The following is a 24,184-nucleotide window of genomic DNA, read 5'->3' on the forward strand; positions in this document are numbered from 1 at the left end:
GCACTGTGGTGATCAGTGCGGGTGTGGCTGAGTGGCTAGGCACCGGCCTGCAAAGCCGTTCACACGGGTTCGAATCCCGTCACTCGCTCCACTATCAGAAGCTCGGCAGGTGCCCACCACCTGCCGAGCTTCTATTTCGGTGGGTGCTCTTCGAAGATGAGTTTGCGTGCGACTTCGTACAAGGGGATGTTCAATTCCTGCGACAGCTTCGTCAGCATCGTGAAGGCCGCGCCGACCGGAATGTTGAACCGTTCCATCAGAATGCCCTTGGCCTGGCCGATGATGTCCCGCGAAGCCAACGCACTTTGGAGCTCGTCGCCGCGGCGAGCGTTGGCGAGTCCGATCGCGGCGTGAGCGGCCAGCGTCAGGGCAGTCTCCTCGACGTCATGGGTGAAGACGTTGGCCTCTTCTGAGTACAAGTTGAGCGTCCCGAGCTCGTTCTCATTGGTGTAGAGCTGAATGGACAAACTCGAGCGCACGGGCGTCTGTGCGAGCAACGCGGCGACGAAGGTCGGCCACCGCGGCTCGGTCGCATAGTCCGCGACACGGACGGTGTACAGGTTCCAGATCGATTCCAGGCACGGTCCTTCGCCAAGTTCGTCCTGCAACCTGTCGAGCGTTCTGGGGATCGCTCCGGTGGCCGCGCCCGACTCGACTGTTCGGCGGCGGCGATTGACAACCAGCGTCACGCCACCATGTGCGACCTTGGGCAGCAGTTGGGTGGCCGTTTCGGTGACTTCGAGCAACAGCCGGTCGGAATCGAGGTCCATGACCTCTGCAAGGTGCGCGCCAACCGCGACAATTCGAATGAAAGTCCGCCTGAGACTTCAGCTTCGGTACCCATGACACCGCCTCCAGTCCTATACCGGTTCAGCATCAAATCGACTGTGCTCAAGAAGGTCCTGACCTGCAGTGTAGCGACCGGCAACGGGGGTACGCTCCCGCTAGCGGCGGAGAAGGCAAGGTTGTCTGTATTCTTCCGGCGCGAGGTGGTCAGCGGTGGCAACTTCGGTGTTGAGAAGCCAGCATGGAGCCGCTGATCCCCGTTGCGGCTCACGCCCGAATACCCCTGAAAGTCATGCCTTTTCAGGGGTATTCACGCCGCACTCAGAGTGGCGGCGGGATGTCTTGTTGCTCTGCTGATTCGGCGGCTACCGCGGTTTCTGCAGCCTCGGCGGCTTCGCGTTCGTGGCGTTCTTTGCGTTGGCGGTCGAAGGCTTCTTCTGCGGCTTCGCGTTCGTCGATGTCGGCTTGGTTGAGGGCGCGTTCGTAGGCGATCTGTTGAGCCTGGGTTTGGGCGCGGGTGCGGCGGCGGATGGGCATCATGATGCCCCGGCCGGGAGCCGGTGGGGTGTCCAGATCGGGCGCGTCAGGTGGCAGTGGGCCCGGTAGTGGGGTGTCGGTGACCGTGCGGGGGAACAGGATTCGGCTTTCGGGCACGGTGGTGTAGGTGTGGCCGGTGGGTGCGGTCCACACGATGGTGCCGTCGGGTTGTTGACGGTCACTCCAGCCGTCGGGCCCGCCGTAGAAGGTTTTGAGCAGGTGGTGTTTGCGGCATTTCGGGCTCAGGTTGCCCGGATGCGTCGGCCCGGTCGGCCACGGAATCGTGTGGTCCACATCGCAGTTGGTGGCGGGCTGGTCGCAGCCGGGGAACATGCATGTCATGGCCCGCATGCGGACGAATTCATCCATCGCGACCGACGGCCGGTAGCGCGGCACTCCATCGAGATCGGTGGCTGAGGCGACGGTGCGGACTTTGGCGCCGCGGGCCACCAGATCAGCCAATACCGCCGGCGGCACTACGCCGCCGCCGAGGACATAACCGACCGGGGTGCGCACCGGTGCTGGGGGTTTAGTGACACCGGCTACCGGAGCGGGACTGGGCGTCGCATGAGCTCCAGGGGTGGGCGCGGTGTCGCCGGCCGGCTCGACTACCGCAGGGGCCGGCGTTTCGGCGGGCCGTGAATCGGCTGCCGGTGCGGGGTCGGGCGTCGGAGTCGGCGCTGTGTTGTTCAGGGGCGCAGGTGCGGGCGTGAAGACCGCCTCGGGTGTGGGCTCACGTTCGGCTGTGGGCTCGGGCGCGAAGTCCGACTCAGGCGCAGACGGGGCAGGCGTGGGCACCAGCGGCGCCGCCGGGTCCCCGCTGAGCAGCGGGTCCGCCACCGGGACCGGCAGGGAATCAGTCAACACGTGGATCACCACCGCGGTGGCACGGGCATCAGGCCCGGCCGCCGGGCAGTCGGGATTGCCGCACTGGCAGGCCAGCCGATCCCCGCGGGCCGCCAACACCCCGAGCGCGTCGGCGCGGCGCTGCCCGAACGTGCGGGGATCGTTCTCGCACACCTGCCGAGCCATCTCGGTCAGCACCCGATCCAGCAGCTCGGCATCGGTGGCCAGGAGCGCACCCCAGATCGACGCCACCCCGGTCTCATCGTCCGGCTTGCCGATCCCGACCCCGCGGCGGCGAGCGGCCGAGCGCACCTTGATAACTGCCGCCGGATCGAACTTCTGCACCCAGCCGTCGATCTTGCGTTCAATCTTCTTGCGGGACAACCCCGCCCACTCACACAACGCCCCCGCCAACGCGGCATCAATGACAGCGAGCGTGTTCGGGTCCTCCACCAGGCGGGTACGCCAGCAGATCAGCGACACCGTCCGTGCCGACACGCCGCCGTCGGCGAACACCGCCGCCACCTTCGGCAACCGGAAGCGCAACGCGACCGCGATCGACAACTGCCCCGACGCTTCGCGCTTCCCCAGGCCCAGCGCGGCTCCGACTTCGGCGACGGCAGCATCCCAGCCATCGCACGCCCACCACTGCCGGCCATCCTGATCGTCGATGCGCAACATCGCCAGGTCGGCAATGGCCGTGAACTTCCCGGACTCGGCGATATTCGACACCCGGGCGAAATGAATCATCGCGTCGACCACGGAGACGTCGTGCACGAGAACTCCCGTGCCATCGACCCCCACATGTTCGAACATGTGTTCGAGTCTACCTGTCGATTTGACGCGCCACAACAGAATTCGATGAGCTTGTGGATAAATCTTCGACGGTGACGTCACTCACCGCGGCGCTCAGCGCTACCGACGAATAGGTGTGCCAACACCTCGGGCAAGATGCCTCAGGTGACGTACAGTTCGCCGACCTTGTCTGACCTCGTGAGCACGTTGCTGGTGGATCAGACCGATGACCACCACTTCGTGGCCACCCAGCTCGACAATCCCAGCCACCACATCGCCGGCGGTCATCTCGCCGGTCAGGTGCTGGTGGCGGCGAGCCGGACTGCGCCGGCACGCAGCGCACACAGCCTGCACGTCTACTACCTGCGTGCCGGTGATGCCCGAAAGCCGGTCGAGGTCCAGGTCGACGCCGCGCGCGACGGCGGCACGCTCGCCACGCGCCGCATCACCGCCCTTCAGGACGGCGAGATCCTGCTCGAGGCGCTGGCGTCGTTCAGCACCCCGGTCGACGCGCTGGACTACCAGGCGACGATTCCTGATGTGCCGGAACCGCTTTCGGTACCGACAATGGCCGAACAGCTTGCCGACTACGCCGACGAATCAGACGGATTCTGGGTCCGTGACCAACCGTTCGAGCTGCGTTACATCGATCCGCACCCGCGGCTGGCCAAGGATTCGCCGGATTCGGCACCGCATCTGCGGATGTGGTGGCGCCCGACCGACGCGATCCCCGACGACCCGGCCCTGCACGCCGGGCTGCTGGCGTACCTGACCGGCACCACCATGCTGGAAGCGGCGATGATCCCGCGCGGTGCGCTGCCGGCCCACACCTTCTCCGCGCTGATCGACCATGCGCTGTGGTTTCACCGGCCGGTCGATCTGAGTGATTGGGTGCTGTCCGACCAGACCTCGCCGAGCGGAATCGGGGGCCGCGGACTGGCCAGCGGGACGATGTACAACCGTGCCGGGCAATTGGTGTGCGTTGCCACGCAGGAGCTGTATTTCGGTCGTGGCTAACGATCACGGGTCCGAAGCGTTCTACCTCACGGGACGAAACACCCAGTCGTTTCGTCACTATTGGCAAGCTCGTTGCGGCTCCTGCCGCTAACATCGGTGCCGGTAAAGCACATTTTTCACCGTGTCGCCGGCGAACTTGTGTGGTGAAACCGCACCAATGGCCACGTTTCAGCGGCTACTGTCTGCGGGGATGCCGGACAGAACGCCGGATACACAAACCTGGATAACGGGAGGCCATTGATGAGCGGCTACCAGACCGTGGTCGTCGGTACGGACGGATCGGATTCGTCACTGCGCGCCGTGGAGCGCGCTGCCCAGATCGCCGCGGGGGCCAATGCGAAGTTGGTCGTGGCAACCGCCTACTTCCCGCACGCCGATGATCAGCGTGCGGCCGATGTCCTGAAGGACGAGGGTTACAAGGTGCACGGCGATGCGCCGATCTACGCGATCCTGCGTGAGGCCCGCGACCGTGCCGAGGCTGCTGGTGCGACCCAGGTCGAGGAGAAGGCCATCGTCGGCGCTCCCGTCGACGCTCTTGTCGACCTGGCCGAGAACTCCAACGCTGACCTGCTGGTCGTCGGTAACGTCGGTCTGAGCACCATCGCCGGCCGCCTGTTGGGCTCGGTGCCGGCCAACGTGGCCCGCCGCGCCAAGGTCGACGTGCTGATCGTCCACACCTCGTAAGGTTCGATTTCCTGAGGCCCTCGGCGTACTGCCGAGGGCTTCAGTTTTTTCGTGCCCGTAAAGTTCGGGCCATGGCTCGAAGAAGTCTCGTCCGTGCGTCATGGGTGACGCTGTCATTGGCCGCCACACTGATCGCCGGCTGCACGGGTAAGAACCAGTCCGCGGCTCCTACGCCGACGACATCGGCGATCGCGTCGGAGACCGAATCGACGATCCCGGCTGTCGCGCCCCCCGACCCCAATGTGGCCAACAACCCCGCCGTGACTGCCGCGCAGGCGAGTGTGGTGCGGGTCCACGGCATCGCTCACAGCTGCCGAAAGCGGTTGGAGGGCACCGGGTTTGTGGTGGGCCCCAAGCGTGTGATGACGACGGCACACGGCGTCGCCGGGACCGACGAAGTGTCCGTCGAGGTCGGCGGCGCCAAGTACAAAGGCCAGGTTGTGTCGTTCGACCCGAACATGGACATCTCGATCCTCGCGGTGCCGGACCTGCCGACGGCCCCGTTGATGTTCTCCGAGGCGCCTGCCGTCAGCGGCGCCGACGCGGCCGCACTCGGCTTCCCGCATGGCGGCCCGTACGAGGCCAAACCGGTGCGGGTCCGTGAGGTCATCAAGCTCCAGGGGCCGGACATCTTCCGCACCGGCACGGTGACGCGCGAGGTGTATGCACTCAGAGGTGCTGTGCAGCAAGGAAATTCAGGCGGCCCGGTGATCGACCTGGACGGCCGGGTGCGCGGAGTGGTCTTCGGGGCCGCGCAGGACGACCCTGACACCAGTTTCGCGTTGACGGCGAAGGAAGTCGGACCCCAGCTGGCACTGGTCGGCAACACCCAATCCGTCCCGACGGGTCAGTGCGTGGGCTGACCTACCAGCCGCGCGCCCGCCACTCCTCGAGATGAGGCCGCTCAGCGCCGAGGGTGGTGTCGTCGCCGTGGCCGGGGTAGATGACCGTCGAATCGGGGTAGACGTCGAAGACCTTGCGGGTGACGTCGCCGAGCAGCCGCTCGAAGTCTCCCTCTTGCCATGTCTTGCCGACGCCGCCGGGAAACAGGCAGTCACCGGTGAACAAGTGGGTGACCTCGCCGTCCGCGCCGCGCAGCGCCAACGCCACCGAACCCTCGGTGTGACCCTGCAGATGGATGACGTCGAAGGTCAGGTCGCCGATCGTGATGGTGTCGCCGTCGGCGAGGATCCGGTCGGGCTTCACCGGCAGCGGCTCGGCGTCCAGCGCGTGCGCGGCGGTGGGCGCACCTGTGGCCTCGGCCACTTCCGCCAGGGCCTGCCAGTGGTCGAAGTGCTGGTGGCTGGTGACAATGAGTTCGACGTCCGGCGCCTGCGACCTGATCAGCTCCACGAGTGCCGGTCCGTCGTTCGCGGCATCGATGAGCAGCGTTTTTCCGGTCGCGGAGCACGTGATGAGGTACGCGTTGTTGTCCATCGGCCCGACAGATGCCTTGACGATCGTCGCGGCGGGAAGGGTGCGACGGGCCGCGGTGCCCGCGTCGACGTGGCCGGTGTACGTGTCATTGACGACTGTCATGACGCCACCGTATCCGGACTTGTCGGTGGGGACACCTAGCATGGCGATGTGGTGTCTGGATTGCCCAGACTGGTGAAGGGATACGTGTGTCGGACCGTCTGATCGTCAAAGGTGCGCGCGAGCACAACCTGCGGGGAATCGACCTTGACCTGCCCAGAGACTCGCTGATCGTGTTCACGGGCCTGTCGGGTTCGGGTAAGAGCTCGCTGGCGTTCGACACCATCTTCGCCGAGGGGCAGCGCCGCTACGTCGAGTCGCTGTCGGCGTACGCCCGCCAGTTCCTGGGTCAGATGGACAAGCCGGACGTGGACTTCATCGAGGGCCTGTCGCCCGCGGTGTCCATCGACCAGAAGTCGACCAACCGGAACCCGCGTTCGACCGTCGGCACCATCACCGAGGTCTATGACTACCTGCGCCTGCTCTACGCGCGCGCCGGCACACCGCACTGCCCGGTGTGTGGTGAGCGCATCGCCCGGCAGACGCCGCAGCAGATCGTCGACCAGGTCCTCGCGATGGATGAGGGCATCCGCTTCCAGGTGCTCGCCCCGGTGGTGCGCACCCGTAAGGGTGAGTTCGTCGACCTCTTCGACAAGCTCAACGGTCAGGGCTACAGCCGCGTGCGGGTCGACGGCGTCGTGCACTCGCTGACCGATCCGCCGAAGCTCAAGAAGCAGGAGAAGCACGACATCGAGGTGGTCGTCGACCGCCTCACCGTCAAGGCCAGCGCCAAACAACGTCTGACCGATTCGGTCGAGACCGCGCTCGGTCTCGCGGACGGCATCGTCGTCCTCGAGTTCGTCGACCGTGACGACAACCACCCGCAGCGGGAGCAGCGCTTCTCGGAGAAGCTGGCCTGCCCCAACGCGCACCCGCTGGCCGTCGATGACCTTGAGCCGCGGTCGTTCTCGTTCAATTCGCCGTACGGCGCCTGCCCGGAGTGCACCGGTCTGGGCATCAAGAAGGAAGTCGACCCCGAGCTCGTCGTGCCGGACCCGGAGCTGACGCTCGCCGAGGGTGCGGTGGCGCCGTGGTCCATGGGCCACAACTCCGACTACTTCACCCGCATGATGGCCGGGCTCGGTGAGGAGCTGGGCTTCGACATCGACACCCCGTGGAAGAAGCTTCCGGCCAAGGCGCGCAAGGCCATTCTGGAAGGCTCCGACCACCAGGTGCACGTCCGGTACAAGAACCGGTACGGCCGCACGCGCTCGTACTACGCCGACTTCGAAGGCGTGCTCGCGTTCCTGCAGCGCCGTATGGAGCAGACCGAATCCGAGCAGATGAAGGAACGCTACGAGGGCTTCATGCGGGACATCCCGTGCCCCGAGTGCGCCGGCACCCGACTCAAGCCGGAGATCCTGGCCGTCACGCTGTCCGCGGATGACGACGCGAAATCCATTGCGCAGGTGTGTGATCTGTCCATCTCGGACTGCTCGACGTTCCTCAACGCCCTGACCCTCGGCCCGCGCGAGCAGGCCATCGCCGGCCAGGTGCTCAAAGAGGTGCAGTCGCGGCTCGGCTTCCTGCTCGACGTCGGCCTCGACTACCTCACCCTGTCCCGGGCCGCCGGCACGCTGTCCGGCGGTGAGGCACAGCGCATCCGGCTGGCCACGCAGATCGGCTCCGGCCTCGTCGGTGTCCTCTACGTGCTCGACGAGCCGTCCATCGGTCTGCACCAGCGGGACAACCGCCGGCTCATCGACACCCTGGTGCGGCTGCGCGACCTAGGCAACACGCTGATCGTCGTCGAGCACGACCTCGACACCATCGCGCACGCCGACTGGGTCGTCGACATCGGTCCCGCGGCCGGCGAGCACGGTGGCCAGATCGTGCACAGCGGCACCTACAAGGAGCTCCTGAAGAACACCAAATCGCTTACCGGCGCCTATCTTTCGGGCCGGGAACAGATCGAGGTTCCGCCCATCCGTCGTCCGGTCGACCGCAAGCGGCAGATCACGGTCGTCGGCGCGCGGGAACACAACCTCAAAGAGGTCGACGTCGCGTTCCCACTGGGTGTGCTGACCTCGGTCACGGGAGTCTCGGGCTCGGGCAAGTCGACGTTGGTCAACGACATCCTCGCGACCGTCATGGCCAACAAACTCAACGGTGCCCGGCAGGTGCCGGGACGCCACACTCGGATCAACGGGCTCGACCAACTGGACAAGCTGGTGCGCGTCGACCAGTCGCCGATCGGCCGCACCCCGCGGTCCAACCCGGCCACCTACACCGGGGTGTTCGACAAGATCCGCACGCTGTTCGCGGCCACGACCGAGGCGAAGGTCCGCGGCTACCAGCCGGGCCGGTTCTCGTTCAACGTCAAAGGTGGCCGCTGCGAGGCGTGTTCAGGTGACGGCACCATCAAGATCGAGATGAACTTCCTGCCGGACGTGTACGTCCCGTGCGAGGTGTGCCAGGGCGCCCGGTACAACCGGGAGACGCTCGAGGTGCACTACAAGGGCAAGACCATCTCTGAGGTCCTCGACATGCCCATCGAAGAGGCCACCGAGTTCTTCGAGCCCATCAGCTCGATCCACCGGTACCTCAAGACGCTGGTCGACGTCGGCCTCGGCTACGTGCGGCTGGGCCAGCCCGCCCCGACGCTGTCCGGCGGTGAGGCGCAGCGCGTGAAGCTGGCCGCTGAACTGCAGAAGCGGTCGACCGGGCGCACCGTCTACATCCTCGACGAGCCGACCACCGGCCTGCACTTCGAGGACATCCGCAAGCTGCTCAAGGTGATCAACGGCCTGGTCGACAAGGGCAACACGGTCATCGTCATCGAGCACAACCTCGACGTGATCAAGACCTCGGACTGGATCGTGGACATGGGTCCCGAAGGTGGCGCCGGCGGCGGCACCGTCGTGGTGTCCGGCACGCCGGAAGACGTCGCGGCCCACCCCGACAGCTACACCGGGCAGTTCCTCGCCGAGCTGTTGCCGGCCGTCGCACCGGATCCGCCGAAGACCAGGCGGCGCAAGGTGAGTGCCTAGGTCAGCGGTAGAGGGCCTGGCTCAGCGGTGACGGAAAGCGCGGCTTGACGCGCACCCCGTCGAGCCAGTCCGTCAGCTCGGAAGCCTTGCGCTGCAGGACCTTCCGAGCTGGCGCCCCGACGTCCTCGACGTACTTCAGCTGCACCCGGCCGTCGGGGTCCTGACCCCAGGCGCCGACGACGCGGCCGTCCCACCACACCGTGGGACCGGCGTTGCCGGAACGGTCGAACAACTGGCCTGCGTGCGGGCCGAGGTACCAGGAACGGGCCTGCCAGCCCATGACGGTCGGGTCCAACCCGGGCAGCAGCGCGCCCCACGGGGAAACCGGGGGAGCGGCGTCGAGATCGTCGGGCAGGACGAACCCAGCGTCATCGCAGTCTTCCAGCCCGACTTCGACGGCCTCGATCGACCGCAGCCCTTCGCGTGCCCACGTCAGGGTCTGCCCGAACCACCACTTGATGTCGGTGGCCGTTGCCGGCCCGAACGTGCGCAACCAGGTACGCAGCAATGTGTCGCGCGCGGCATCAGGGTCCGTCGCCGCGATCGGTTCAGGCAGCCAGTGCGACGCCGCGGCCCACAGCGGCCGCGATGTCGTCCACATGCCGTCGTTGGGGCCGCGCAGAATGTGCCCCTGTGCGGACAGCACCGTCATCACCCGTGGCGCCACGGGAGTGGTTGCGCCCCAGCTCTTTCCGGGCGCGGGGTTCCAGCTGCCGGCCAGCTCGGGCAGCTCGGCCCGGAGCGCGGCGGTGCCGGCCGTCAAACCCGCTTCCAAGTGCTGACGCACCGCAGCCGATGCCAGCTCCAGCCACGCCGCGCCGTCGGCCGCGATACCGGCTTTCTCGACGTCGCCGATCAGTCGTTTGCGCTCGGTGGCGGCCACGCGGTGGCTGGCCGCGGCCTGAACCGCGGGCAGGTCGGCGGTGTGCACGACCCACAGCGTCCGGCGCATGGCCATGTGCTTGACCAGATGCCGGCCCCGGTACAGCGCCGCGTCGAGATCGTCCACGATGAAACCGGGCAGTCGCGCCCACAGAGACAGGTACGGGGTGGCGGGATCGGTGCCGTGCAGGCCCACCAGTGCCCGGGTCACCTCGGCGGGGCTCGATGCCGCATCGCTCAGGAAATGGCGTTGCGCCAAGCGATTGCGGCGCTCGGCGATGGTGAAGGTGCGCAAGTCAGCCGTCGTGCATCGAGCGGCGGATCTGCTCGAGGCGCTCCGCGGCGGCCTTCTGGCGCGCTTCGTACTGTTCCTCGACCGACCGGCCCTCAGGGGTGTCCGCGGCCAGCTCGGCCGAGCCGATTGCGGTGCCGTACCGGTTCTCGATCTTCTCGCGCACCGACTCGAAGGTCGGGACACCGTCGGCGGTGTAGCCCGGATCGACAGGCGGGGACACCGGCACCGGTGCGGGCGCCGGATCCAATGGCACGACCTCGGCGTCGATGGGCTCGGTTTCGTCGGCCATGGCTTCACCGTACCGCGCCACAAACTTGGGATCGGTAGCCGCGGCGTCCGCGTGTACTTACGGCACGACGACGCCACTGGGGCGGCGTAACGAGGAAGGGAAACCCTCTGCCATGAACATCAATCGCACTCTGGCCGCTGGTGTCGGCTTGCTGGCCGTGGGCGCCACTCTCATCGGCTGCTCCACCGACAAGGCGGACGGTCCGAAGGCGTCCGGCCCGGGTTCGGTGACGAACGGCGGCAACACCGTCGTCAAGGTCGAGGGCCAGGACCTGGCCGGCCTGGACCTGAAGTCGGTGACCTGCGTGAAGCAGGGTGGCAGCATCAACATCGCCAGCGCACCCATCGGCGGTGGCGCGCAGGGCCTGGGCGTCGTCATGACCGACGCTTCGCCGCCGAAGGTGCAGTCCCTGGGCTTGGTGGTCGACGGCAACGCGCTCGCGGTGTCGGAGATGGGCGGCATGAAGACCGGCTCCGCTGACGTCAAGGTCGACGGCAGCACGTACACCATCACCGGGCAGGCCGCCGGTGCCGACATGAAGAACCCCATGGCGGGGATGATCTCGAAGAACTTCGAGATCAAGGTGTCCTGCGGCTGACATGCCCAGGGCTGCCCGAGCGGCGGGTGCAGACAATGCATCCGCCGCTCGACTTATGATGCGGCCGTGTCGACCACCGGCGAACTCGCCCGCGCCCGCGCGATGATGTTCGCCGCCGACGAGGTGACAGCCAAGGAACTGCTGCTGTCGCTGATGCCCGCCATCGAAGCCGCCGACCGTGATGACCTGATGCTCGAGGTCTTCGCCCAGCTCGGCGAGATCTATCTGATCCGCAGCGCCCTGGATGGGGTGCGCGAGTGCATTCGGCGCATCGACGACTGCCTCGACATCTACGCATCGATCCTGGCCGGCCGCGCGCCGGCCGAGATCGTCGCGCAGATGACCATGACCCCGGAGGACGCGGATCACATGCTCAGCCGCTACCGCCGCCGGGCCACCTTTCTGCGGACCGGCCTGTCCGCAGCCATCGGCGACCACGAAGGGGCGGCGCAGTCCCTGACCGCACTCGATGCCAAGCCCTCGTACGCCGATCTGCAGGACGAACACACCTACCTGTTGACCCACGCCCGCATCCTGTGCGCGCTCGCGCTCTGCGACGACGATCTGCACGTCCGCTCGGTGCCGCTCTGGGAGGAGGTGCTGGCCATGATCGCGACGCCGGCCGACACCCCGGAACGTGAATATCTCTGGGTCACCGGCGCGCTCGGCTACGCGCGGTTCTGCGTCGAAACCGGCAAGGTGGACGCGGCAGTGCCGTGGCTGCGGCGCGCGGAGGCCCGGGCACAGGCTCGCGGCTGGGAATTGGCCACCGCCCGAGCGCAATTGGAGCGGGCCGCGGTGAGTTGGCTGGCCGGCGACCAGCCGGGTACCGAGGCACTCGTCACGGCGGCGTATCCGGAGATCGCGCGGCAGGCGCGGGCCCACGAAGTGTCCCGCTGCTGGCTGTACTTCGGGCTCACCCGGCTGGCCGCGGGTGCCCTGCAGGCCGCCGACGAATGCTGGGGGCACGCCGAGCGGCACTGGCGTGAGCTGGGCAAGCCCCTGCACGTACACCGCATCTTGTTGCAGCGCAGCTGGATCGCCATCTTCCGGGGCCGATACGACGGGGCCCGGGCATTGATCGATCAGGCCAGGGCGTGCCTGGATTCCTCACCGCGCAGCAGCTGGCTGCAGTACGCACGGTTGGATGACCAACTCGGCACCGTCTGGCGTGCAGAGGGACTGGCGGAGCTCGGCTTCGATGCCGCGGGCAATCCAGCCGACACGTGGGCGCAGGCCGAAGCCCGCTATCGCGGCGGGCTCGGGACGTGGTCCGCCGAACCCGGCACCGACCAATACCTTTCCGGCATGGACAAATTGGCCGCTGCTGCCGACCTGAAGTTGCCCGCGGCGCTGGCCGTCGACTCGGTGCGGTACTCGATCACCGACGCCGACGCGCGCTCGCGATGGGCCACCGGGGTGGCGGCACCCTTGCTTGCCGGTGCCTTCGCGGTGGCATGGGAATCGCAGAACCCGGCGCTGGTCGGCGAACTGATCGAATATCACAGCGCCCGAGGGGCGTTCAGCGTCGATGCCGCGGCGGGCGGCCCGCTGGAGTGGGCCCGGGCCACCACGACGGCCGCGCCGGTTCTCGACGTCGACGAACTCGCGTCGGTCGCGTCCGGCCCGGTCGCGGTCGGCGCGGCCGGCCTCATCCGGCTCGGGCCGCTGCCGCCGCTGCAGATGGAGCCCGGCGGCGAGCCGGTGCTGGCGCGCTACCGCGAACTGGCCCAGAGGCGTTACGGCCGCGCGGTGACCGCGGACCAGGAGGCATGGTCGACATGCCCGTAACTCAGGACACCACAACGACGTTGGTGCTCCGGTTCGCCGACATCGGGATCGCGACGTACGTCAGCCTCCGGGTTGTCGGCGCACCCGAGCGGCTGGTCACCTGGGTCGTCGCCGAGGACGTTGTTCTCGCGGTCACCTCGGCACTGGCGGAGGCATTGCCGGATCCGCTTGACGGCGAACAACTTCCCGAGGCATTGACCCGGTCATTGGCCACCGGTCCGTTCGCCGCTGTGGCACGCGAACGGGAGCTCGCGCGGCTCCTCGGCGCCCTGCTCCCTGACGAAGCGTGGGACCTGCTGCGGCAGTGCACCGATGACCCGGAGCTGCCGGTGCTGTTCGTATCGCCGAGCGCCCGCCTGAGCCGGGTGCCGTGGGGCCTGCTCGCGCAGCCCAGCGGCACCGATGACCAGCGCTTGATCGAGCTCGCCGACCTCGTGCTGGCGGTGCCACCGAACGTCGCGAACGCGCCGCGCCGACAATCGCCACCGGTCGACGGGCCGCCGCTGCTGCTGCTGGACCCGAAAGTGCCCGGGCAGCGGCCGGACTCAGCGCTCGGTTCGGTGCTGGGCCGACCCGCGCCGGACACCGTGCTGGCCCGGTACTTCGGCGAGCGCCCCGCGCTCCCGGCGGTCAGCGCCCCGGTGGAGCTCTTCCGTAGAGCCGACGTCGACCGGCACTGGCTGGCGGACCAGTTGACGCAGCAGCCGTCACGGTTGGTGTATGTCGGGCACGCCAGTGCCGCCCCGGACCGGGACGGCTCGGCCGACCAGGCGGCTTTGCACCTGGCGGAGCCCGAGCCGCTGACCGCCGCCGACATCATGGTGATGGACTTGGCGGTTCCGCCCCGGGTCGCGTTGCTGGCCTGCGCATCCGGCGCCGACTACCGGTTCGACGAGGCCACCGGCCTGGTTGCGGCGATGATTCTCGGTGGCGCACAGGTGGTTACCGCCACCCTCTGGTCGCTCCCGACAACCGCCGGCTACCGAGCGGCCACCGCCGGCACTGCCGACCCGATGTCGGAGGCGATCATCGCCGTCGACACCGCACACGAGGCGACGACACCGGCTCGTGCCGTGAATCACTGGCAGCGACAGTGCCTGCGCCGCTGGCGAACCGGCAACGCCGAATTGAGCCCCGTGTACTGGGCTGCCATGATGACCTTCACCGTCGATGGAGCGCGCTGATGACTACTGGGCCACAGCCACGTCGCGCCGTCATCGACGCGGCGTGGCGCGAGATCGGGCCCGGTCTCGAACTGCTCAGCAGCCCCGACGGCGGCCCGCTGAGCCGCGCGGTCAAGCGCATCATCGACCCGCTGGTGCTCCGGCTGCGGGCACACCCCGAATACTCGGCGCCCGTCGTCGCCGCCGACATCGCGGACGAGATGCGCCAGGTGATCGTCGACCACGCGGTTCAGTTGCGTGCCGCGGCACAGTGGTTCGCGCTCTTGAAGGCGCAGCGCCGGCGCGACCGGATCACCACCGGCAACGCCCAGGAGCTCTACTTTCCGGTGTGTTTCGAGCTGGCCGCGACCAGAGGCGAACCGGGACACGATGATTCGCGCGTCGTCTCGGAGGCGTTGCGTGACGTGCACGGCGACCGGGACCGCACCGCGGTGGAGCGGCTGCACGAGTACCTCGCCGATCCCGCTGTGCTGGAGACGTTGTCGCGTCAGCTCGACGCCGGTTGGGACGACGTCAGGGTGGGCGACGCGCCGTGCGAGCCGTTTCTCGCCGGGCTGACGACGGTCCTCGGCCCGGACGGCGGTCACAACGCCGACGCCACGCGGCAACGGGTCTGGACCGCACTGATCGGGGACACCACCCCGTACAACTTCGGCGCCCGCATGCGGGACGCCGGGGCCACCGCGCCGTGGTCGGTCGACCAGATCGGGTTGTGCGCTGCCGCACCGCAATCGAAGCCGGCGGTCGCCGGCTCCCGTGCGGCCGAACGTCCCCTCGACCGCAGCATCATCGACCGGGTCCGGGCGACGCTGCGCCGTGCCCTCGACCGCGACGAACTGCCCGACCTGCCGACCCTGTGCGCCGAAGAGGCCGACCGCGCGGCCGCCCCGTGGGGTCTCCTCGCCGAGGACAACCAGGCCACGCTGGTCGCCGGTATCGAGGTGGGGGTGGACCTGGCGCCGCTCGAGGTGAATCACCGCACGCGCTACCACCTTTCGGGCCAGATTCAGGCGCGGCTCCGCAAAGAGGCGTACGTGCTGCACGCCCGCCGGTATCTGACCGACGGTGGCCCGGTCCACCCGCGGCAGCAGCAGGTCGTCGACGACCTCGCGACGTTCGTCCGTCCCTATGTCTCGCGGCTGTGGGCACGGCTGCACGGACGCGACGTCTGGCAGGAATCCTGCGACGACGCCGGCGAGGTGCGCGGCCTGCTGGACGGGGTCGCCCGATCGGTGAGCCTTGATCATCGCCAGCGCATCAAGGCGATGCTGGAATTGGAGGCGGCAGGATGAAACTCACTGTCGATTCCGGGTTGTGGGCCTTGGGATCCGAGGTCGCGGCACCGCCGGAGGTGGCGGTGCTCGAGGTGAGCGGCGCGGTCCTGGCGTGGACGATCCAGGACCCGGCGCAGGCGGTCCGGATCACGTTCACGGATCTGCCTGCGGCCGACTGGTTGTGGCGGCTGGTCGGCGAGCCCGGCCACGTCGCGGTGGTCGCCGCCGCCGAAGCCGCCGCGGAAACCGGCGCCGATCTCGACCTCGCCGACGTCCTGCCGCGGCCCGAACCCCTTGCTGCGCTTCGCCGTCTGGCCGTCGGACACTGGCTACGGCGGTGGTGGCCCGCCAGCGCCCGCGACGGCATCAACCCGCTGGACGCCGTCGTGCTGGACGCCGAGGTCGCACTGTCGACGGCGACGCTGCAGGACTACTTCACCGAGGACACCCTGGATTCGGACATCGCCGGGCTGCTGGCACCGCATCGTCAGGCGTTTGCGAGCACAACGGCCTCCGGGGACCCCAGGATTGTCGACCTGATCCGCAGTTGCGTCGACATCGCGGAACAAGCCGGGCTGGGGGACTGGTCGGAAGTCCTTGCGGCGCAGGGGCCGCCGCGGCAGGATGACTACGCGCTCGCCGCCGGGCAACCCGGTGCCGGCGGCGACGGTGCCATCGCGAACGGCGTCGCATCGGTCTCGTGGACCGCCGTGCCACCGCGGACGTTCGACGCGGCCGAGCACACCATCGACTGGTCCGTGCGGGCCCGTGACGGAGCGGTCGTCGCCGACATCCGGGTGGCCACCATCGGTCCGGCGGACGGTATCCCGGTGCGGCTGGACTCGGGTTCGATCACCGGCGGCGGCACGCTCGACGTCGACGGAAACGCCACCCTGCCGCTGCCGGCCACGGAAAACCAAGCGTGGGGCCACGATTGGACCGACACCACCGTGACGGTGGGCGCCGGGACCGGCGAGACGGAAGCGGTCCGGGACCGGGTCCGGCGCTACGTGCGGGCCCGGCTCGCGGCGCCCGGCCCCGATGCGTTCCTCGCCGAGGTCCTGGCCGCCGAAGCCGACTACTAGGTCACCGGCGCGCGGCTTCGACCGGCATGGCCGGTGCCGTCGCAGCAGGCAACGGCAGCCGCGGCACACCCGGTGTCCCGAGTTGGCCGGCCAGCCACGGCAACGCCGCGCTGAATGCCTGCGCGGCGAACGGCCAGTCGTGCTTGCCCGGCCGTTCCACGACGGCGCACCGGATGCCACGGGTGCTGCCGACGCCGCAGAGCGTATGTGCCGCAATTGTTTGCGCGGGCAGCGGGCTGCGGGAGAGCTCGGGTCCGTTGATGTCGTACCAGGCCGCGATGTCGTCGTAAGTGCGACGGGACATCACCGTCATCGGGTCCCAGTCGGCGTATTTGGCGGTGCTGCCACCGAACAGTCGCTGAACGGTCTGTGGCCGGTCACCGGCATTCGGCGCGATGTCCCCGGCGATGTCCTGGAAGGCGCTGAACAGATCGGGATGCATCACCGTCAGATCCACCGCGCAGGTGCCACCCATGGACCAGCCGACGATGCCGCGGTGCCGCCGGTCGGTACTCACGCCGTAATTGGCGGTCATGAACGGCAGCACGTCCTTGATCAGGTGGTCGGCGGAGTTGCCGCGGGGCCCGTTGACGCACTCGGTGTCGTTGTTGAACGAACCACCGGGGTCGACGAACACCAGCACCGGGGCGTTGCCATGATGCGCGGCGGCGAAGTCGTCGACCGTCGTGATCGCGTTACCGGCCCGCAGCCAGTCAGCGGGGGTGTTGAACTCACCGCCGATCATCATCACCATCGGCAGCTGCGGCGGCGGATTGCTGGCGAACCACGCCGGCGGCAGGTACACGTATTCGTCGCGGTGTTTGAATCCCGATGCCGCCGAACCTGTTTGGACCTCGACAACACTGCCCTTGCTCGGTATCCGCCGCGCCTTCTGCATCGCGACCACGGTCTCGGGTCGCGTCTGGTTGGGCAACGGCGCCGAGTTGGCCTGTTCCCACGCGGTGTCGAGATTCGGGAAGTACCCGACCCAGGCGTTGAGCGTCAGCCCCGTGGACAGCACGCACAGCGGCACCGACAGCACCGCGAGCCCGCGGCGCCACCAGCGGGTGGCGTGCCAGCCGACGATCAGCAGAACCACCGCGGCGCCGGTCACCGCGGTCCAGATCCACAGCCGGGTCGGCGCGGGATCATCGGACCAGCCCTGCGATGCCACGACCCAGCGTGCGGCGGCCGTCACCAGCAAGCCGGATATGGCGGCGACGGGCAGCCACACGGCGCGCCACCGGCTGTTGCGCCAGCCCACCGCGACGATCAGCACCGCCACCGCGAGGGCCTGGACGGTGAACGGTAGCCAGCCGTGCGTCAACGAAACATGTTGCTCGCCATAGAGCTCGGCGTTCGTCGCCCCGATTGTCACGACGCCAGGGTGCCGCCCAAACCTGGGAGGCTCCTGTGTGCGCGCTAGGTGCCGATGGCCCTCACCTGGCGGTTCCAGCAAACATCCGAACCGAAGATTCGGCCGTTGTTCACCGAGGCTTCGCGAGGGGGAACGGCAGCGTCTCGCGGATGCTGCGACCGGTGATCAGCATGACCACGCGGTCGACGCCCATGCCCAGACCGCCGGTCGGCGGCATCGCGTATTCCATGGCTTGCAGGAAGTCTTCGTCCAGCTCCATGGCCTCGGGATCGCCGCCGGACGCCAGCAGCGACTGCTCTTCGAGCCGCCGGCGCTGTTCCACCGGATCGGTGAGCTCGCTGTAGGCGGTCCCGAGTTCGACACCCCAGGCCACCAGGTCCCAGCGTTCGGCAACGCCCGGGATGCTGCGGTGCGGGCGGGTCAGTGGCGACACGGAGGTGGGGAAGTCCTTGTAGAACGTCGGTGCCTCGGTGCGGTCTTCGACGAGGTGTTCGTACAGCTCCAGCACGATCGCGCCGGCGTCCCAGTGGGTCCGGTACGGGATCGTCGCGCCGTCGCACAGCTTGCGCAGCGTCGCCACGTCGGTCTCCGGGGTGACGTGCTCGCCCAGTGTCTCGGACACCGCGTCGTGCACGGTCTTGACGGGCCAGACACCCGAGATGTCAACGGGCGTAAGGTTTCCGTCGGGCCCTGGGCGCATGACCACCTGCGCGCCGTTGGCCGCCGCCGCGGCGTTCTGGATGATCTCGCGGCAGCCGTCGATCCAGGCGTTGTAGTCGGCGTGCGCCTGGTACGCCTCCAGCAGGGTGAACTCAGGGTTGTGGCTGAAGTCCACGCCTTCGTTGCGGAACGCGCGGCCCAACTCGAAGACGCGCTCGACACCGCCCACGCACAGCCGCTTCAGGTACAGCTCGGGGGCGATGCGCAGGTACAGGTCCAGGTCGTAGGCGTTGATGTGGGTCTCGAACGGCCGGGCGTTCGCGCCGCCGTGGATCTGCTGCAGGATCGGCGTCTCGACCTCCAGGAAACCCTTGCCCACCAAGGTTTCCCGGATGGCGTGCAGCACCCGGCTGCGGGCGGTGATCAGCTCCCGCGACTCGGTGTTGATGGCGAGGTCCAAGTAGCGGGTGCGGACACGGGCCTCGGGGTCGGTCAGGCCCTTCCACTTGTCGGGCAGCGGCCGCAGGCACTTGCCGATCAGGCGCCAGTCGTGCACCAGCACCGACACCGTGCCGTTACGGCTGGTGCCCATGACGCCGGAGACCTCGATCAGGTCGCCGAGGTCGATGGCGCCGGTGAATTCGGTGACGGTGCTGCCGGTCAGGAGCGAATTGTCCAGCAGCAGTTGGACTTCGCCGGACCAGTCGCGCAGCTGGGCGAACAGCACGCCGCCGTAGTCGCGCAGCCGTAGCACGCGTCCGGCGACGCAGACCGCGGTGTCGGCGGCCGACTCGACTGCCTCGGTGACCGTGTGGCTGGGCGCCCGTCCCACCGGGTAGGCGTCGATGCCTTCCGCCTGCAATGCCTGCAGCTTGGCCATCCGAACCCGGACCTGGTCGGGCAGGCGCCGGGCCTCGGCGGCCTCGGCTGCCCCGGCCGCGAGATCGGCCACATCGGGTGCACTGCCGTCGGGGTGCAGCCGTCCCGAATCGATCAGGTTCTTGGGGGCCGCGGTGTGGTGGCCGGTGTGGGGTTGTTCGTCGCGCCGGGAGAACGGCAGCACCAGGAAGCCCTCGGCGATCACCGAGGCGACGCCGACGCGCGGGATCAGCCGCGCGTCTTCGTAGCAGGCGTAGCGCGGCACCCACTCGGGCAGGTATTTCATGTTGGAGCGGTACAGCGTCTCGAGCTGCCACCACCGCGAGAAGAAGATCAGCAGCGCGCGCCACAGGCGCAGGATCGGGCCGGCGCCCAGCTGCGAACCCTGCTCGAAAGCCGAGCGGAACATCGCGAAGTTCAGCGAAATCCGGGTAACGCCAATCTCTTCCGAGCGCTGGCACAGCTCGCTCACCATCAGCTCGATGGTGCCGTTGGGGGACGCGGGGGAGCGGCGCATCAGGTCCAGCGACACCCCGTTGTTGCCCCACGGCACCAGTGACAGCATCGCCACCACCTGACCGTCGCCCTGCACGGCCTCCACCAGCAGGCAGTCCCCGTCGGCGGCGTCACCGAGCCGTCCCAGTGCCATCGAGAAGCCGCGCTCGGTTTCGGTGTCGCGCCAGGCGTCGGCGTGTGCGATGACCTGAGCCATCTCGTCGGCGCTGATGTCGCGGTGCCGACGCATCCGTACCGTCAGGCCGGCTCGGCGGGCCCGGGTGACGGCCTGACGGACGGCCCGCATGTCAGGACCCGACAGCCGGAAGTTCTGCGGATGCAGGATGGCCTCGTCGCCGAGCTGCAGGGCGTTCAAACCACCCTGACGATAAGCCTCCGCTCCCGTCGAGCTGGCGCCCATGACGCCCGGTGCCCAGCCGTAGGTCTGGCACAGCGCCAGCCACGCGTCGATGGCCGCCGGCCAGGCCCGCGGGTCGCCGACGGGATCACCGCTGGCCAGGCAGACGCCCACCTCGACCCGGTAGGTGATGGCTGCACGGCCATTGGGTGCGAAGACCACGGCCTTGTCGCGGCGGGTGGCGAAGTAACCCAGCGAGTCGTTCTTGCCCCACAGCTCGAGCAGGCCACGGATCGCGGACTCGTCTTCGCCGGTGAGGGCGTTCTCGGCGCGCTGGGACTGGAACAGCACGATCGCTGCCACGATCAGCGCCAGTGCGCCGAACAGGCCGAACAGCGCGTTGAGGAACGCATGCGGATGGCCACCCTCGAACGCTTCCTTGCCGACCGCGGCGAAACCGCTGACTCGGTTCACCGCATAGGCCAGCCGGTAGTCGGGGTCCAGCGGCGGCCGGCCGGGGAACATCTCCAGCAGGCCCCAGGCCGCCAGGATGCCGACAGCCATGCCGGCGACCAGGGTCAGGGCCGCCTTGAGCAGCGCCCCGCGGCGGACCTTGGCCCAGAACTGGTTCCGCGACAGCAGCAGCACGACGATGACGCCGATGTGGAACACCAGGCCCACTGCCTCGCCGAAGTCCTCCACGAAGGTCAGGTCGCCGTCCGGGAAGTTGTCGGACAGCAGTCCGTAGACGTTCCAGCCGATGTGCCCGACCATGTAGATCAGCAGGACCCACCAGGCGATCCGCTTGCGTGCCGCGAGTGCCGCGGCAAGCAGGATCAGCACGAACGACCAGGCGAAGCTGGTGTCCGGGAAGTTGAACAGGTAGTCGTTGACGAACTCGCGGGGGATGTGGATCATCCACCGGATCAGTGGCGACAGGCTGGCGAACAGCGACAGCGTCGCGACGACACCGACGGTCCAGCCGGCCGCGGCCGGAACCCACCCCAATGTCGTCGGGCGCTGCTGCTGTCTGCTCGGCGTCAACGTCATAAGTTCGGACAATATGCGGTGAAACCGGGAAGTGTCTGCAGGGCCCCTGAGCTACCAGACGGGGCCGGTGTACTTCTCGCCCGGACCGTGCCCGGGCTCGTCCGGTGCGACGCTCGCCTCGCGGAACGCCAGCTGCAGGCTCTTGAGGCCGTCCCGGACCGGGCCGGCGTGCAATCCCAGATACTCGGCCGAGGCCTGAACCAGGCCGGCCAGCGCGGTGATGAGGCGCCGGGCCTCGTCGAGGTCGCGGTGCGGGCTCTCGTCGGGATCGGCGTCGGCCAGCCCGAGCTTCTCGGCGGCCGCGCTCATGAGCATGACGGCGGCGCGGGTGATCACCTCGACGGCGGGAATCTCGGCCAGTTCGCGTACCTGGGCTTCCTCAGCTGTTGTCGTGGCGTCACTGGTTAGGTTCGGGTCGGTCATGACTGCTAGAGTGTCATGCGCGACCGTCCTGGCTTACGTCAGGACAGCAAGTGGAGTCCCACCTCCCACCGTCGGCCTCACGGCTTGGCGGTCCGGTCACAGGCACATTGTGCCTGTTCTGCGTTGTGCGCAGGCGGCGTGAGCCGTGATCGGTCGGCATTGGGCCCTGCTATATGCAGGGCTTTTCTGTTCATGCGAACAGATGGCTGAGCCGGGTGTGACCTCTACTGAACAAGTAATGGAACAACCCGGGAGGCCCCATCAGCACTGAGACACGCGTCAACGAGCGCATTCGAGTACCTGAAGTTCGGTTGATCGGACCGAACGGCGAGCAGGTAGGCATCGTGCGCATCGAAGATGCCCTCCGCGTCGCCGCGGACGCCGATCTCGACCTTGTCGAAGTTGCGCCAGGCGCCAAGCCGCCGGTCTGCAAGATCATGGACTACGGCAAGTACAAGTACGAGACGGCTCAGAAGGCACGTGAGTCTCGCAAGAACCAGCAGCAGACCGTCGTCAAGGAACAGAAGCTGCGTCCCAAGATCGACGACCACGACTACGAGACCAAGAAGGGTCACGTCGTCCGCTTCCTCGAAGCAGGGTCGAAGGTCAAGGTGACCATCATGTTCCGCGGACGTGAGCAGTCGCGGCCCGAACTGGGCTACCGACTCCTGCAGCGGCTGGGCGCCGACGTCGCCGAATACGGCTTCATCGAGACGTCCGCCAAGCAGGACGGCCGCAACATGACGATGGTGCTGGCTCCGCACCGCGGCGCGAAGACTCGCGCCAAGGCGGCGCACGACGCCGACGCACCGGCCGGACGGCCGGCCCCCGCGGCACCTGAATCTGACGCAACCGCGTAACAGCAGTCGCGATTGCCCGCAGCGGCCTCCAGCCGCCGCGAGCAACCGCATGGAAAGAAACTGAGGACACATGCCCAAGGCCAAGACCCACAGTGGCGCATCGAAGCGGTTCCGCAAGACCGGAACCGGCAAGATCGTGCGCCAGAAGGCCAACCGCCGCCACCTGATGGAGCACAAGGCCACCAAGCGCACCCGCCGTCTCGACGGTCGCGCCGTGGTTGCTGCCAACGACACCGCGCGTGTCGCCAAGATGCTGGCCGGCTAGTACCGCCTGCTCCCCTCTGAACACCGAAGGATAGGAAATCTCATGGCACGCGTGAAGCGCGCACTGAACGCTCAGAAGAAGCGGCGCACAGTACTGAAGGCCTCGAAGGGTTACCGCGGGCAGCGCTCGCGGCTCTACCGCAAGGCCAAGGAGCAGCAGCTCCATTCGTTGACCTACGCCTACCGCGACCGTCGCGCCCGCAAGGGTGACTTCCGGAAGCTGTGGATCACGCGTATCAACGCTGCGGCCCGCGAGAACGGCGTCACCTACAACCGCCTCATCCAGGGCCTGAAGCTGGCCGGCGTCGAGGTCGACCGCAAGAACCTGTCGGAGATCGCGATCAGCGATCCCGCCGCGTTCACCGCGCTGGTCGAGGTGGCCAAGGCCGCTCTGCCCAGTGATGTGAATGCGCCGTCGACGTCCTCTGACGAAGCTGCCTGAGTCTGACTACAGACTCAGCGCTCACCGAGCGATCTGCCCGGGTGGTCGCTGCGGCCAAGCTGCAGCGCCACGTCGGGCGCAAACGCGCCGGGCGCTTCCTCGCCGAGGGACCCAACCTCGTCGAGGCGGCGCTCCGGCGCGGTCTTGTTTCTGAGGTCTTCGCGACGGAAGCCGCGCTGGCACGTTTCGCCGCGCTGCTGGACGGCGCCCCGGTCTCGGTGATCACCGAGAAGGCCGCAAAGGCGTTGTCGGAGACCGTGACTCCCGTCGGGCTCATCGCGGTGTGCACGCTGCCCTCGGTGTCGCTGGAGGGCGTACTGGCGTCCGAGCCACGCTTGTTGGCGGTGCCGGTCGGCATGTCGGAACCCGGAAACGCCGGCACCCTGATCCGCATCGCCGACGCCATGGGCGCCGACGCCGTGGTGTTCGCCGGCCACAGCGTCGACCCCTACAACGGCAAGTGCCTGCGGTCCTCGGCGGGCAGCATCTTCTCACTGCCGGTGGTGGTGGATCCCGATGCGGCCGCGGTGGTTTCGGCGATCCGGGACAGCGGCATCGAGGTGCTCGCGACCGCGCTGGACGCCTCCGTCGACATCCGCGCCGCCGATCTGTCGGCGCGTACCGCGTGGCTGTTCGGGCCCGAGGCACACGGCCTGCCCGCAGACGTCATGGCGCTGGCCTCGCAGCGCGTGCACATCCCGATGCGGGGGAGCGCCGAGAGCCTCAACGTGGCAGCCGCCGCGTCGATCTGCCTGTACGAGAGCTCCCGCGCCCAGTCCTGACGTG

The 24,184-nt window shown here is 68.2% G+C and carries 21 protein-coding genes and 1 tRNA gene; 14 read left to right on the forward strand and 8 right to left on the reverse strand.

The window, feature by feature from the left end:
* Positions 1 to 17 precede the first annotated feature (17 nt).
* A tRNA-Cys gene (locus H289_RS0123510) sits at positions 18 to 91 on the forward strand.
* Positions 92 to 131: 40 nt separating this feature from the next.
* On the opposite strand, the gene H289_RS0123515 is transcribed toward H289_RS0123510, so the two are convergent.
* Both H289_RS0123515 and H289_RS33925 read right to left on the reverse strand, forming a co-directional pair.
* A complete protein-coding gene (locus H289_RS0123515; RefSeq protein ID WP_020103291.1) occupies positions 132 to 770 on the reverse strand; it encodes a GAF and ANTAR domain-containing protein in 639 nt (212 codons plus the stop codon).
* A 337-nt stretch (positions 771 to 1,107) separates the two neighbouring features.
* Positions 1,108 to 2,985, reverse strand: a complete 1,878-nt coding sequence (locus H289_RS33925; protein WP_020103292.1) for an HNH endonuclease signature motif containing protein — start codon at positions 2,983 to 2,985, stop codon at positions 1,108 to 1,110.
* 135 nt (positions 2,986 to 3,120) lie between these two features.
* Between H289_RS33925 and H289_RS0123525 the strand changes: the two genes are divergently transcribed.
* From H289_RS0123525 to H289_RS31190, 3 genes are all read left to right on the forward strand, one after another.
* Positions 3,121 to 3,981: an acyl-CoA thioesterase gene (locus tag H289_RS0123525; RefSeq protein ID WP_020103293.1), complete on the forward strand. Its 861-nt coding sequence runs from the start codon at positions 3,121 to 3,123 to the stop codon at positions 3,979 to 3,981.
* A gap of 240 nt (positions 3,982 to 4,221) precedes the next feature.
* Positions 4,222 to 4,665, forward strand: coding sequence for a universal stress protein (locus tag H289_RS0123530; protein ID WP_020103294.1), 444 nt, complete (start codon positions 4,222 to 4,224; stop codon positions 4,663 to 4,665).
* Between the two features lie 71 nt (positions 4,666 to 4,736).
* A complete protein-coding gene (locus tag H289_RS31190; RefSeq protein WP_081633521.1) occupies positions 4,737 to 5,528 on the forward strand; it encodes a MarP family serine protease in 792 nt (263 codons plus the stop codon).
* Between the two features lies 1 nt (position 5,529).
* Here the strand turns inward: H289_RS31190 and H289_RS0123540 are convergent, their stop codons facing one another.
* Positions 5,530 to 6,204, reverse strand: a complete 675-nt coding sequence (locus tag H289_RS0123540) for an MBL fold metallo-hydrolase (RefSeq protein ID WP_029105645.1) — start codon at positions 6,202 to 6,204, stop codon at positions 5,530 to 5,532.
* Between the two features lie 86 nt (positions 6,205 to 6,290).
* Here H289_RS0123540 and uvrA point away from each other — a divergent pair, with 86 nt between their 5' ends.
* The gene (gene uvrA / locus H289_RS0123545) at positions 6,291 to 9,191 is read left to right on the forward strand and encodes an excinuclease ABC subunit UvrA (RefSeq protein ID WP_020103297.1); all 2,901 of its coding nucleotides are present in this window, start codon (positions 6,291 to 6,293) and stop codon (positions 9,189 to 9,191) included.
* A 1-nt stretch (position 9,192) separates the two neighbouring features.
* Here the strand turns inward: uvrA and H289_RS0123550 are convergent, their stop codons facing one another.
* Positions 9,193 to 10,368: a winged helix DNA-binding domain-containing protein gene (locus H289_RS0123550; protein WP_020103298.1), complete on the reverse strand. Its 1,176-nt coding sequence runs from the start codon at positions 10,366 to 10,368 to the stop codon at positions 9,193 to 9,195.
* A gap of 1 nt (position 10,369) precedes the next feature.
* Positions 10,370 to 10,657, reverse strand: a complete 288-nt coding sequence (locus tag H289_RS0123555; RefSeq protein WP_029105646.1) for a hypothetical protein — start codon at positions 10,655 to 10,657, stop codon at positions 10,370 to 10,372.
* Positions 10,658 to 10,775: 118 nt separating this feature from the next.
* Here H289_RS0123555 and H289_RS0123560 point away from each other — a divergent pair, with 118 nt between their 5' ends.
* From H289_RS0123560 to H289_RS0123580, 5 genes are all read left to right on the forward strand, one after another.
* Entirely contained in the window at positions 10,776 to 11,255 is a 480-nt protein-coding gene (locus tag H289_RS0123560) for a lipoprotein LpqH (RefSeq protein WP_029105647.1), read from the forward strand.
* Between the two features lie 66 nt (positions 11,256 to 11,321).
* Positions 11,322 to 13,046, forward strand: coding sequence for a hypothetical protein (locus H289_RS0123565; RefSeq protein WP_020103301.1), 1,725 nt, complete (start codon positions 11,322 to 11,324; stop codon positions 13,044 to 13,046).
* The gene (locus H289_RS0123570; protein WP_029105648.1) at positions 13,028 to 14,230 is read left to right on the forward strand and encodes a CHAT domain-containing protein; all 1,203 of its coding nucleotides are present in this window, start codon (positions 13,028 to 13,030) and stop codon (positions 14,228 to 14,230) included. Before H289_RS0123565 ends, H289_RS0123570 begins: the two co-directional genes overlap by 19 nt.
* Entirely contained in the window at positions 14,230 to 15,522 is a 1,293-nt protein-coding gene (locus H289_RS0123575; RefSeq protein ID WP_020103303.1) for a hypothetical protein, read from the forward strand. Before H289_RS0123570 ends, H289_RS0123575 begins: the two co-directional genes overlap by 1 nt.
* Complete coding sequence (locus tag H289_RS0123580; protein ID WP_020103304.1) at positions 15,519 to 16,589, forward strand: hypothetical protein; 1,071 nt, start codon at positions 15,519 to 15,521, stop codon at positions 16,587 to 16,589. The genes H289_RS0123575 and H289_RS0123580 overlap by 4 nt, the downstream gene beginning before the upstream one ends.
* A 1-nt stretch (position 16,590) precedes the next feature.
* On the opposite strand, the gene H289_RS0123585 is transcribed toward H289_RS0123580, so the two are convergent.
* From H289_RS0123585 to H289_RS0123595, 3 genes are all read right to left on the reverse strand, one after another.
* Entirely contained in the window at positions 16,591 to 17,967 is a 1,377-nt protein-coding gene (locus tag H289_RS0123585; protein ID WP_020103305.1) for an alpha/beta hydrolase, read from the reverse strand.
* Positions 17,968 to 18,076: 109 nt separating this feature from the next.
* Positions 18,077 to 21,409 (reverse strand): bifunctional lysylphosphatidylglycerol synthetase/lysine--tRNA ligase LysX, encoded by a 3,333-nt coding sequence (gene lysX, locus H289_RS0123590; RefSeq protein ID WP_029105650.1) that lies wholly within the window; start codon positions 21,407 to 21,409, stop codon positions 18,077 to 18,079.
* Between the two features lie 51 nt (positions 21,410 to 21,460).
* Positions 21,461 to 21,832, reverse strand: a complete 372-nt coding sequence (locus H289_RS0123595; protein WP_020103307.1) for a DUF1844 domain-containing protein — start codon at positions 21,830 to 21,832, stop codon at positions 21,461 to 21,463.
* A 260-nt stretch (positions 21,833 to 22,092) separates the two neighbouring features.
* Here H289_RS0123595 and infC point away from each other — a divergent pair, with 260 nt between their 5' ends.
* From infC to H289_RS0123615, 4 genes are all read left to right on the forward strand, one after another.
* Positions 22,093 to 22,692 (forward strand): translation initiation factor IF-3, encoded by a 600-nt coding sequence (infC, locus tag H289_RS0123600; RefSeq protein ID WP_081633522.1) that lies wholly within the window; start codon positions 22,093 to 22,095, stop codon positions 22,690 to 22,692.
* A gap of 70 nt (positions 22,693 to 22,762) precedes the next feature.
* Entirely contained in the window at positions 22,763 to 22,957 is a 195-nt protein-coding gene (gene rpmI / locus H289_RS0123605; protein ID WP_020103309.1) for a 50S ribosomal protein L35, read from the forward strand.
* Between the two features lie 42 nt (positions 22,958 to 22,999).
* Complete coding sequence (rplT, locus tag H289_RS0123610; RefSeq protein ID WP_020103310.1) at positions 23,000 to 23,398, forward strand: 50S ribosomal protein L20; 399 nt, start codon at positions 23,000 to 23,002, stop codon at positions 23,396 to 23,398.
* Between the two features lie 41 nt (positions 23,399 to 23,439).
* Positions 23,440 to 24,180 carry a TrmH family RNA methyltransferase gene (locus H289_RS0123615; RefSeq protein ID WP_020103311.1) on the forward strand — a complete coding sequence of 247 codons (741 nt, stop codon included), beginning with the start codon at positions 23,440 to 23,442 and terminating at the stop codon, positions 24,178 to 24,180.
* Positions 24,181 to 24,184 lie beyond the last annotated feature (4 nt).

Origin of the sequence: Mycobacterium sp. 360MFTsu5.1 (assembly GCF_000383495.1) — a bacterium.
In the GTDB taxonomy this organism is placed as follows: Bacteria; Actinomycetota; Actinomycetes; order Mycobacteriales; family Mycobacteriaceae; genus Mycobacterium; species Mycobacterium mucogenicum_B.

Excerpts from the sequence above, each read along its gene's own strand:
- H289_RS31190 (WP_081633521.1), top strand. The coding sequence starts at position 4,737 with ATGGCTCGAAGAAGTCTCGTCCGTGCGTCATGGGTGACGCTGTCATTG.
- H289_RS0123575 (WP_020103303.1), top strand. The coding sequence starts at position 14,230 with ATGACTACTGGGCCACAGCCACGTCGCGCCGTCATCGACGCGGCGTGG.
- H289_RS0123555 (WP_029105646.1), bottom strand. The coding sequence starts at position 10,657 with ATGGCCGACGAAACCGAGCCCATCGACGCCGAGGTCGTGCCATTGGAT.
- H289_RS0123580 (WP_020103304.1), top strand. The coding sequence starts at position 15,519 with ATGAAACTCACTGTCGATTCCGGGTTGTGGGCCTTGGGATCCGAGGTC.
- H289_RS0123540 (WP_029105645.1), bottom strand. The coding sequence starts at position 6,204 with ATGACAGTCGTCAATGACACGTACACCGGCCACGTCGACGCGGGCACC.
- H289_RS0123595 (WP_020103307.1), bottom strand. The coding sequence starts at position 21,832 with ATGACCGACCCGAACCTAACCAGTGACGCCACGACAACAGCTGAGGAA.
- H289_RS0123530 (WP_020103294.1), top strand. The coding sequence starts at position 4,222 with ATGAGCGGCTACCAGACCGTGGTCGTCGGTACGGACGGATCGGATTCG.
- rplT (WP_020103310.1), top strand. The coding sequence starts at position 23,000 with ATGGCACGCGTGAAGCGCGCACTGAACGCTCAGAAGAAGCGGCGCACA.
- H289_RS33925 (WP_020103292.1), bottom strand. The coding sequence starts at position 2,985 with ATGTTCGAACATGTGGGGGTCGATGGCACGGGAGTTCTCGTGCACGAC.
- H289_RS0123525 (WP_020103293.1), top strand. The coding sequence starts at position 3,121 with ATGCCTCAGGTGACGTACAGTTCGCCGACCTTGTCTGACCTCGTGAGC.
- lysX (WP_029105650.1), bottom strand. The coding sequence starts at position 21,409 with ATGACGTTGACGCCGAGCAGACAGCAGCAGCGCCCGACGACATTGGGG.
- H289_RS0123515 (WP_020103291.1), bottom strand. The coding sequence starts at position 770 with ATGGACCTCGATTCCGACCGGCTGTTGCTCGAAGTCACCGAAACGGCC.
- rpmI (WP_020103309.1), top strand. The coding sequence starts at position 22,763 with ATGCCCAAGGCCAAGACCCACAGTGGCGCATCGAAGCGGTTCCGCAAG.
- H289_RS0123570 (WP_029105648.1), top strand. The coding sequence starts at position 13,028 with ATGGTCGACATGCCCGTAACTCAGGACACCACAACGACGTTGGTGCTC.